Origin of the sequence: uncultured Methanofollis sp. (genome assembly GCF_937919355.1) — an archaeon.
Classification (GTDB): domain Archaea; phylum Halobacteriota; class Methanomicrobia; order Methanomicrobiales; family Methanofollaceae; genus Methanofollis.
Map to the genome: position 1 here is coordinate 1 of NZ_CALFSA010000116.1, position 3850 is coordinate 3850.

Below are 3850 nucleotides of genomic sequence, written 5' to 3' on the forward strand. Positions count from 1 at the left end.
GACGATCGTCTCAGAAAGTTTAAGGGCCGTCTCCCCGATTTACCAGACAGGTGAACATCACCCACACACAGCACATTTCATCCGAAAAGAGGCGCAGATAAGTTCAGCCTGCTCTCAGAGATAGTCGACGTGAGCAGAAACCGGCCCTCTCCGGGCCCATACGAGGAGCAGGAGACGCTCAGCTTTCCGGAAGAGACACCCTGCGACTCCCGGGTAGTGCTGTGCGGCACCTCCGCGGGGTCCCAGACAGTCAGGGTAAAGACGGCCGTCTTCGCACCGCCAAGTTCATTTCCCCTTTCACTTCTCCATGTGGCAGTGAAGGTGCTCGTTCCTGTTCCCGTCTCGATCGAAGAGAGAGAACTCGAATAAACTGCATTTTTCTCGAAGTCGGCAGAAGCCACACCGAGGTGGAAGGTACTATGGGAGTCGTTGTCATGAAAGACGACCCTGCCGCCGGAATCGAATGTATCCACGATAACGTCCTCCCGGGCGTACGACATCGCATATGCCAGGGCACCGGCAAGGGCGAGGACCAGAACAATGCTGCACAGAATTTTACCGTTCACACAGATCACCCTTCAGACATAGTCGAGATCGTCATAGCCGGTATCCGTTGCCTTTGTTGTATCGAACCAGTCGTGTGTCTCGCACCACAGTTCATACTGGGCATCGCCGCCGCCCTGCGAATTGAAAGTCACGCTGATTTCACCGCTGGCCGCGGAGTCAACCTTTTTTTCGGCCGTGCGCGCCACACCATGCGCATCATAGACTGTCAGGCGGAAAATTGCTCCCTGCCCCCCATCATATTTCCTGTCGTTGGCATGGGTGTACGTCGCCGTGAAGGTGTTCTGTCCTGCCGGAGTGGTGAGAGGTCCCACACCAGACACGCTCGCCATATCGCCGTCGCCGTCCGTGAACATATTCCCCACAGGTATTGCGGGCATAACCACCGTCCCGTCCGGTCCTCCGGGCACGGCGCCCGCTGGCATGCTCATGGTCGCAAGCAGCAGTGCCGCCCAGCACAAAGCCATAGTCTTTTTTCATCTTCACACCTCTTTCTGCACCTCCCCGGATGGCCGCGGATTGCAGCGACCATCCTGATATCATCCATTAACCGATCAGACTCTGAAAGGCCAGACGTGCAGATTCAGGTACCCGGCCACTCGGGGGACGCCTGTTCGGGAATCCACGACCCGGAATATCTTTTTTTTATATATGTCAGTTCTGTGCAGATCGTCTACGCGTCGGGGGAACCCCATGGAGATCCTGAGTACTCTTCTCACCTGAGATCGAGCCTCTGGAAGCGGATATAGGCATAGCCGAGGAAGATGGACGGGACGAGGAAGAGTGCGACGATGTTCTTCCAGAGGTGGCCGAAGACCTCGGTGTAATCGGGTTCGCTGTCTGGCCGGTAATAGTCGGGATCGTCGGGCGGGCCGTGCATGATGAGGTACTTATTGGGCTGAGTGACGGCCCGGGTGATCTCGTCGTAGTTATTCTCAGGTGAGAAGAGGTGGACGGTCAGGACGATGGCGTTCCTGATATCATGTTGCCGCCGCCACTCTTCCTGATAGGCGTACCACTGTTCCATGTCGTAGTCGTCGGCAGGGGCCGGCGCTTCCGGTCCGTCCCCGACAACGGCGTCGGCGGCGACGGTCCCGGCGGCGGGAAGAACAAGGGAGAGGAGGAAGAAGACGATGAAGGCATACATCAGCGCCTCCCCGCTCCGATCGGCGACGACCGACATGGCAAGGGCGATCGCAAAGCACCCGGCAAGGTAGAGGAGGGTCGCCGCCCCGAAGACGGCGATCATCCCGCACTCTCCGGGGAGGGGGACGTGGCTGGAGATGAGGAGGAGGGAGAGGGTAATGCCCATGGCAAGCACGGTTGCAAGGGCGAGCGTTGCCATGCCGCCGAGGGCCTTGCCTGTGATCACCTCGTCCCGGTACACCGGGTGGGAGAGGAGCACTTTCAGGGAGTGGTCCTCTTTCTCGCGGGAGAAGAGGTCGAAACCGACGGCGATGCCGAGCACCGCACCGAGGAGGGAGACCGTCTGCCCCATGTGCATGAAGACGTCCAGGACTGTCGGCTTCACCAGCCAGAAGGGAGAGACGCCAGTGGTGCCGAAGGTCAGCATCTTTGAGTAAGAGTCAAGGTCGGTATGGTAACTCTGAATGCCCTGCAGGGCGCCGATGAAGGCGATGATGAGGAACATGCCGAGGACGAGGAGGAAACGCCGCCCCCGCAGGGTGTCGGCAAACTCCTTCCTGGCAATGATGAGAATGCGTCCCGTCTCCATGATCTCCCCTCAGGTCGCATCCGGCCGGTAATAGCAGGAAAGCACGTCGCCGGTGTGGGCGTCGATATCTGCGTGGGTGTAATGCGGGCATGTGAGAGAACGGTAGTGGTCGTCGTCGAAAGAGATCTCCCAGACCAGGGGGACACCATTTGCATAGTCGGGGTATGCCCACGGGATGGCCCACCTGAGGGTGGTTTCATGGATGGTCAGGCCGGGAAGGTCGCCATAGGTTTCCCGAAGATATTTTTTCAGTACCTCTTCGGCCTGTGCGGACGATACCGACGGTTCCGTGGCGACGCGACAATCGGCCTCGTCCGTCTTTCTGTCAATGCTGAACTGGCGGATCTCCCCGGTGACCGCATCGACCTCGACGATAAGTCCGTCGGTAGCGGAGGGCACGCCGCGAATGAGACGGCCGTACCTGATGAAGTACGTCCCGGCAACTTTCCCGGCGAGCGGCGACTCCTCGTCGTTATACCTTTTCACCAGCAGTTCCAGAGGTTCCCCGGCGCTCCGGTTCCCGACATACCTCTCTGCAATCGCACATGCCTCCTCAATCGTGATGGCAGGGTCGGCCGGTCGCCCCTGTTTCCCGGCATGAATAGTAAATTGATAGATCTCGCCGGTGTCGGCGTCGACCCAGACCTGGGCGTTCCGTGCGCCCGGCATGCCGAGATCGGCGCTGAAGTCGTCGACCTGCCAGGAACGCCGGGACTGGGGCTGGTCGATGAACCTGACTTCAGCCGTGTCGGCCCCGATGATCGCGGGGAAGGCGGCGATGGCGATCGCCTTCGCATCCTCGCCGGTGATCCCGGTCGCGTTTGCGGGGGGTGTCGCTGGCACGTCGGTGGCGGGAGGGGTCGGAGGCGGCACGGGATTGCCAGACCCGGAAAGGCCGGACGCCCCGATAAGGGCAAGGCCTATAATTTTTTTGCTCATTTTTTCTCTCTCCGGAAACACTCATTAATTTGCCATACTTTTGAAAAATGGGTAAATTTGGATCTGGTTTTAGTAACCGAGTGCATTTTTGCACCGCTCAATAGATGAGGTCGCTGCTTCTGTACGTTGCAAAATGGTCTGGATACACAGTGGTCGCCTCGGCAAAGGCATAGTATGTGCCGCTTGGAGGGTAGGATGCGAGGTTTTCGTCTGGTTCGACGTATTTTGTGTCATAATCAGCATATGCGGTCTGCTGTACTTTTTGACCGGTTCTCTTGTCTATCAATTTGACCACGACATTCATCATATACGCATTTTCCGATGCTTTTGCCCATCCCCCATATCTGATCCCCTGCGGATCACGGGAGAGGTATGCGTAACAGTTGAGGAAGTCATCGCCACTTCTGTCGATCCCGACAGAGAGTACGGGATCTGAGGACAGGGCCTTATCATTCGCACTTGCGGGAACGAAAACAAGGCTTGCAAACAGCAGTGCCACCAGTGCAAAGCCTAGACCATGTTCTGTTTTCATGTTCAACACCTCTTTTTTCATCTCACGGAAGAGCGACGGACCGCAACGGCTATCCCTGATGACACCCAACAACCCGATCG

Annotated in this window: 5 protein-coding genes; all 5 read right to left on the bottom strand. The window is 57.9% G+C overall.

Annotated features, from left to right (window positions below):
• Positions 1 to 77 precede the first annotated feature (77 nt).
• On the bottom strand, positions 78 to 566 hold the full coding sequence (locus Q0520_RS05410; protein ID WP_298667414.1) for a hypothetical protein: 489 nt from the start codon (positions 564 to 566) through the stop codon (positions 78 to 80).
• Between the two features lie 12 nt (positions 567 to 578).
• Positions 579 to 995 (bottom strand): hypothetical protein, encoded by a 417-nt coding sequence (locus Q0520_RS05415; protein WP_298667415.1) that lies wholly within the window; start codon positions 993 to 995, stop codon positions 579 to 581.
• A gap of 284 nt (positions 996 to 1279) precedes the next feature.
• Positions 1280 to 2299 (bottom strand): ABC transporter permease, encoded by a 1020-nt coding sequence (locus Q0520_RS05420; protein ID WP_298667416.1) that lies wholly within the window; start codon positions 2297 to 2299, stop codon positions 1280 to 1282.
• Between the two features lie 9 nt (positions 2300 to 2308).
• Complete coding sequence (locus Q0520_RS05425; RefSeq protein WP_298667417.1) at positions 2309 to 3238, bottom strand: PepSY domain-containing protein; 930 nt, start codon at positions 3236 to 3238, stop codon at positions 2309 to 2311.
• A gap of 97 nt (positions 3239 to 3335) precedes the next feature.
• On the bottom strand, positions 3336 to 3850 hold a 515-nt coding region (locus Q0520_RS05430; RefSeq protein WP_298667418.1), incomplete at its 5' end, for a hypothetical protein.

What these genes read in the sequence shown, in the direction of transcription:
- Q0520_RS05415 (WP_298667415.1), bottom strand. Translation starts at nt 995, where the DNA reads ATGAGCATGCCAGCGGGCGCCGTGCCCGGAGGACCGGACGGGACGGTG.
- Q0520_RS05420 (WP_298667416.1), bottom strand. Translation starts at nt 2,299, where the DNA reads ATGGAGACGGGACGCATTCTCATCATTGCCAGGAAGGAGTTTGCCGAC.
- Q0520_RS05425 (WP_298667417.1), bottom strand. Translation starts at nt 3,238, where the DNA reads ATGAGCAAAAAAATTATAGGCCTTGCCCTTATCGGGGCGTCCGGCCTT.